General features: G+C 60.3%; 6 protein-coding genes. 3 read left to right on the forward strand and 3 right to left on the reverse strand.

The window, feature by feature from the left end; all coding sequences use genetic code 11:
• The first annotated feature begins 1,210 nt into the window (after positions 1-1,210).
• The gene (locus MKK51_RS25440; RefSeq protein ID WP_243982310.1) at positions 1,211-1,855 is read left to right on the forward strand and encodes a hypothetical protein; all 645 of its coding nucleotides are present in this window, start codon (positions 1,211-1,213) and stop codon (positions 1,853-1,855) included.
• Positions 1,856-2,187: 332 nt separating this feature from the next.
• Here the strand turns inward: MKK51_RS25440 and ctrA are convergent, their stop codons facing one another.
• The 3 genes from ctrA to MKK51_RS25450 form a co-directional block, all read right to left on the reverse strand.
• Positions 2,188-2,889, reverse strand: a complete 702-nt coding sequence (ctrA, locus tag MKK51_RS25445; RefSeq protein ID WP_243982311.1) for a response regulator transcription factor CtrA — start codon at positions 2,887-2,889, stop codon at positions 2,188-2,190.
• 77 nt (positions 2,890-2,966) lie between these two features.
• Positions 2,967-3,095 carry a hypothetical protein gene (locus MKK51_RS27310; RefSeq protein WP_279601323.1) on the reverse strand — a complete coding sequence of 43 codons (129 nt, stop codon included), beginning with the start codon at positions 3,093-3,095 and terminating at the stop codon, positions 2,967-2,969.
• 266 nt (positions 3,096-3,361) lie between these two features.
• Entirely contained in the window at positions 3,362-4,180 is an 819-nt protein-coding gene (locus MKK51_RS25450) for an outer membrane protein (protein WP_243982313.1), read from the reverse strand.
• Positions 4,181-4,381: 201 nt separating this feature from the next.
• Between MKK51_RS25450 and MKK51_RS25455 the strand changes: the two genes are divergently transcribed.
• Entirely contained in the window at positions 4,382-4,765 is a 384-nt protein-coding gene (locus MKK51_RS25455) for a helix-turn-helix domain-containing protein (protein WP_243982315.1), read from the forward strand.
• Between the two features lie 215 nt (positions 4,766-4,980).
• Positions 4,981-5,464 (forward strand): SOS response-associated peptidase family protein (locus tag MKK51_RS25460; protein ID WP_243982317.1); only part of this gene is annotated, 484 nt, incomplete at its 3' end.

Below are 5,464 nucleotides of genomic sequence, written 5' to 3' on the forward strand. Positions count from 1 at the left end.
GGGTAGTTTTCACGCTTTTGCTAGTCCTTTCGGGGGTCTTTTGGGGGTGTGACAGGTTTTTGGCTCGTATTATCAAACTATTAAGTCTTGATTTACTGTTTTGTATACGACCTTTTAGTAATGTGCGCGGGGGGTGGATAAGCTTTCGCAAATAACGTACAGCGATAAAAACTGAAAGTTGTGGCGCTGGTTTTCGCCTCGACTCGCGTGCACGAAACGCTCGCAAACCCTCGCAAACCCTCGCGCAGTCCCAAACCTGGCTTCGGTCCCGGCGCCATGCCTTGGCGTTTCATTTTGGGGATAACCCAGCGAGAGCTGGCAGAAGTAGAGGCGGCAGGGCTTCGATGCAGGAGCGCCTTGATCGCCGTTACGGGACGACTGAGAGCTGGAGATCGATTGCGCCGCAGAACGCGTTCCGTACGGCATGATCGTACCGCTCGATCGCTTTCGACTCGTGCCCCATCGGTTCCAGTCGCTGGAGCTTCAGCTGCGCACAGGCGGACCATCGGTACGGGCAGGAAAATCCTGTCTATGCATCCACTAAACGGCCAGTTTGAGTTTGTGATAGGTGTCATCTAAGCTTCTGTCATCGCTTGATAAAACCTCAAAACAATTGGTCAAAAACACCGATTTTGACGGGGGAAAAATCTTGACCATACTAGGGACGCCACGAAAGGGTTGAGTTCACAAGGACGCGCGAGACGTTTTCTTCCGCAGAGGCTGACTTCTGGCAGATCTGCGCATCGTCACGGTGCTTGGCGGTAACCGCACCGATCCGTGATCCTCACAAAGTTGGGCAACAGGCGAAAGCATGTCCCTCTCGCATCTGCGTACCGAACCGTCGTGTGCTGTTCGGGTCCCTTCCGGCCGGCTCGGCTTACGAGCGCCCAGCATCCGCGATCCTACCAGTGAGGCGGGTTGGAATTCAGGGCTAACGCATCAAACGCTCACGCGAACGGGCTAACGCTTGCCCTCGAGCGACGCTACGCATCGCCGTCCAAAGCCATGACCAAGTTGGCGTACGACGACGACGCGGCCGGTACGGCCTACGTCCTCCCGGCCCCTCGGCCAGCGCGAGCGATCTGCCTGCCCTGAACCACCAAACGGTCCTGCTCGTGCGGGTCCCTCCCCTTCGTCCCAAGCCTGCGGGCGAAAAGCATCCGAACTCGCGCTAGCGCGACCCTCCCCCTTCTGACCGAACATACCGAACATGATGGATAAGGCACCGAACACGCCTCCGGCCGAGGGTCTGTGGCTCAGCATCTCCGAGCTCGCGATCGAAAAGAGCCTCGGCAAAGCTGCTGTCTCTGAGCGGGTTTCTCGCCTCGAGGCACAGGGTCTACTCCGTACTCGTCCGGGCAAGGGTCGCGTCAAGCTTGTCAACGTTGCCGAATACGAGGAGGCGGTGGGTCAGACCACTGACCTCGTTCGCGACCTGGGGCATGCGACACGCAGGGACACACTCGCACCCAACAGCTCACCCGGTGATCCGGTCTACACGGTCGAGCAGGCACGGCGCATGGCGTACCAGGCCGACCGCGAGAAGATCGCGCTTGGCCGTGATCTCGAGCTACTCGTGCCGGTCGACCAATTCGCCGCCGATGCCGTACGAATCTTCTCGGCCATGATTCGGCCGCTCGACCGGCTCGAAGCCCGAGCCGACGCGCTTTCCCTCGCCGTCAGTCAAGGCGGTACGGCCGGAGCACGGACTTTTCTGAAAGGGATCAAGATCGAGATCCGCAATCTGATTGCCGATAGCCTCCGTGAGCTGCACGAGGCGGTGGCACGTGAGCCGCCACGCGCACTGGACGACTTCAGTCCGATCATCCGCAACAAGGACGAGCGGGCGGGCTGAGGCCCTGATCACCACGACCAGAGGCGTGGATACCCCTTTGAATGCGCTGCGGAGGAGGTGGAATTCAAAAGATGAGAAAACGATATATCTGCCAGTGACTTAGCTGCGGACTCCGCACTTGCTATCGCACGGGAAGGAAAAAATCTGCGCGTGCCACCCTATGCGGTCGTCACTCCTACCGCCCCGAACTTTCGACCCCCCACCCTTCCGCAAAGAGGGCCGCAGGGTTCGCCACCTCGAGGTCGAGCTAACCTCGAGAGCCATGCTGCCAAGCATAGCTCCAGGGCAATCGGAGGCGCGTCCGAGATGCACGGTGAGTGCGCTGGAGCGTCTCAGCCAGCCAAAGCCTGCATCTCGGCCATCCCATCGCGCAGCACGTAGCCGCGGCCCCAGACGGTCTCGATGTAGTTCTTGCCGGAGGAGGCGTTGGCGAGCTTCTTGCGCAGCTTGCAGATGAAGACGTCGATAATTTTGAGCTCGGGCTCGTCCATGCCGCCGTAGAGATGGTTTAGGAACATCTCTTTCGTGAGGGTCGTGCCCTTCCGCAGCGCGAGGAGCTCCAGGATCTGGTACTCCTTGCTGGTGAGATGGACCCGGTTGCCAGCAATGGCCACCATCTTCTCGTCGAGGTTCACGGTCAGATCGCCGGTAGTGATGACCGACTGGGCATGGCCCTTGGAGCGGCGCACGATCGCGTGGATGCGGGCGACCAGCTCGTCCTTGTGGAACGGTTTGGTGAGGTAGTCATCGGCTCCAAAGCCGAGGCCCTTCACCTTGTCCTCGATGCCGGCCATGCCGGAGAGGATCAGGATCGGCGTTTTGACCTTCGCAACGCGCAACGAGCGCAGCACCTCGTAGCCCGAGATATCCGGGAGGGTCAGATCGAGCAGGATGATGTCGTAATCGTAGAGCTTGCCGAGGTCGATTCCTTCCTCGCCGAGATCCGTCGTGTAGGTGTTGAAGCTCTCCGACTTGAGCATCAGTTCGATGCTCTGCGCGATCGAAGCGTCGTCCTCAATCAGCAGCACGCGCATGGGAGGTCCTCAAAAGATTGAGACTTCCTAACCGGACGTCGGCAACAAACCGTTAAGGTGCTGAAGGAAGACCCACTTCAGGCAGGCAGGGCTCGGCTACGAACCAGACCACGGATGGCTCGGAAGGGAAGCGCCAGGACCGTGAGGCAGGCACCCAGCGCCAGGACTACGAAGACCGATAGGATCGCCGTCAGGATTTTGATCATAGGCGTGCTCGCTCCGGTGTGCAGCGGGACAGGACCCGCACCACAGCCACGATCCTCCTGAAGTTCGGCAAGAGTGTGTGCGAGCCCGCTTACGCCATCGGGATGCGCTCATCCGCCTACTAGCTGGGCAGATCCTCTCACCACCCTGATGAGATCGATGCACATACGAAAAACGCCCCAGGAGAAGCTCCTAGGGCGTCTGTTAGCTGAGCGACCAGCTGGATCGGGCCGGGGATGCTCAGGCAGACGATATAAGGCGAAAAGCCTTAGTAAGATCCGAACTTGTAGTTCAGACCAGCGCGGACGACGGCGAACTCGGTCTCGCGCGCCGTGCTGCTCAGAGACAGCACGTCCGTCCGGGGGTTGTATACGGAGCGGGCACCGCGACCGTTCTCCTGATCGAGGTTCACGTACAAGCCTTCGACCTTGAGCGTCACGGCAGACGACTTGAAGAAGTTGAAGAAGGAGTCGGTGGGGAGGGCGTACTCGATACCACCGCCGGCGGTGTAGCCGGTGCGGAAATCGTCACCACCGGTGGCGCCGTCGCCGTAGGCGAAGCCGCCGGTGCCGTACACGAGAACGCGATCGAAGGCGTAGCCGAGGCGGCCACGGACCGTGCCGAAGAAGTTCATCTCGTTGCCGGCGATCCGAACGGCCTGGCTCTGAGCCGGGCCACCGTTCGGCGTGAACGTGCCGGTCACGGTGCGGCTCTTGTTGCCGAAGTCGGTGTACTGGGCATCGGCCTCGATACCGACGACCACGCCCGAGCCCGGGGTAAACTGATAGTTGTAGCCAACCTGGCCACCGCCGACGAAGCCTTCGTGATTGTCGCTGTTGTTCAGCACGAGGACGCCCGAGGTGCCGTAGGAGTTCAGCACGGAGCTGGCCGGCAGGTTGTAGCGGTTGCTGTTGCTGCTGGCGTCGAAGCCGTAGCCGGCGTTGATACCGAAGTAGGCGCCCGTCCAGGTGAACACCGGCACGGGAACGAACACCGGCGGAGCGGCGCGACGCGGAAGGTCGGCGGCCGAAGCGGCGCCAGCCAGGAGAGCGGTGGCCGCAGTGGCGAGGAGGAGCGTCTTGAACATGGAAGTCATTGGCCCGTGCGATGAATTTGAACGACATAGAGCCCTGAATGCGCCAGCAGCGATAGTGCGATCTTGCAACACTGCAGAGCTACAGCGTACCAACCAAGAGCTGGCGCCATAAGCCTCAAAGGGGGATGAGCAATATTTCACATTTGAAATGGCATCATGATTAATTATTACTAAATAGAGGCGGTTCCCGGTTTGAATGTTAAATCTACGACAGACGTTGACCGTGCCATCGGCTTGCGCATCGCAACCCTTCGAGAGGCAAAGGGGCTGTCGCAGACTGAGTTGGGCCAGCACGTCGGTGTCACGTTTCAGCAGATCCAGAAGTACGAAAAAGGAGCGAACCGCGTTAGCAGCGGCCGGCTGCAGCAGATCGCTCAGTTTCTCGAAGTGCCAATGTCAGTGCTGTTCGGCGAGGGCGAGCCCCAGGGACAGGACGAGATGTTCCCCTTCCTCGCTGAGCCTGGCGCTATCGAAATCCTCGCCGCCTATGTATCCATCGAGGACAGTGACCTTCGCCGCGACGTGTTGTCGATTGTGCGAACCGCATCTCGGCTGAGTGTCCGGCAGACCGATTAGCTAGCAGCACCTTGCGTCCGACCGGTAAGCGCTCTTCCTTCACACGGGTACGGTTCTATCACGCGCAAAACCTCGGATGGCTCGGAAGGGCGGTGTCCGGCTTGTCGAACGACCGCATACCCTCACCGCATGGCTTTCGCTCGTTCCGCAGTCCGCCTGGATTCTCGCGAGCCGCTGGCGTGAAGGCGACCCGTGGCTATCTAGGGACGTGAACGCTGTGCAACCTCTACAGCTTGGTCACGTCACAAGTGGAGATTCGTGAGGTGTTCGGTGTGGAGGAGGGCCGCGCCGGCAACCTGCCGAGAATGCCCGGCATCTTCCCCGACCAGATGACGCCCATCGTGCGGATCGAGAACGGCAGGCGGACCCTTGAGATGTTCCGTTGGGGCATCCCGGGTCCGAAGCAGTACGGGGAGCATCCGGTCACGAACGTGCGGAACGTGAAGAGCCTGCACTGGCGGCCTTGGCTCAAGCCGGAATACCGCTGCCTCGTCCCGGTGTCCTCCGTCAGCGAGTACGCGGACACCAAGCCAAAGAAGACACCGACGTGGTTCGACCTCGATGACAACCGGCCGCTCTTCGCCTTCGGCGGCATCTGGCGACCCTGGACCGGCTCCTGCGGCACTAAAACCGAGACCCCCGAAAGGGAATCGGTCAATTACCAGGTCTTCTGGTTCCTCAATACCGATGTGAACGTAT

Origin of the sequence: Methylobacterium sp. E-045, assembly GCF_022829685.1 — a bacterium.
Classification (GTDB): domain Bacteria; phylum Pseudomonadota; class Alphaproteobacteria; order Rhizobiales; family Beijerinckiaceae; genus Methylobacterium.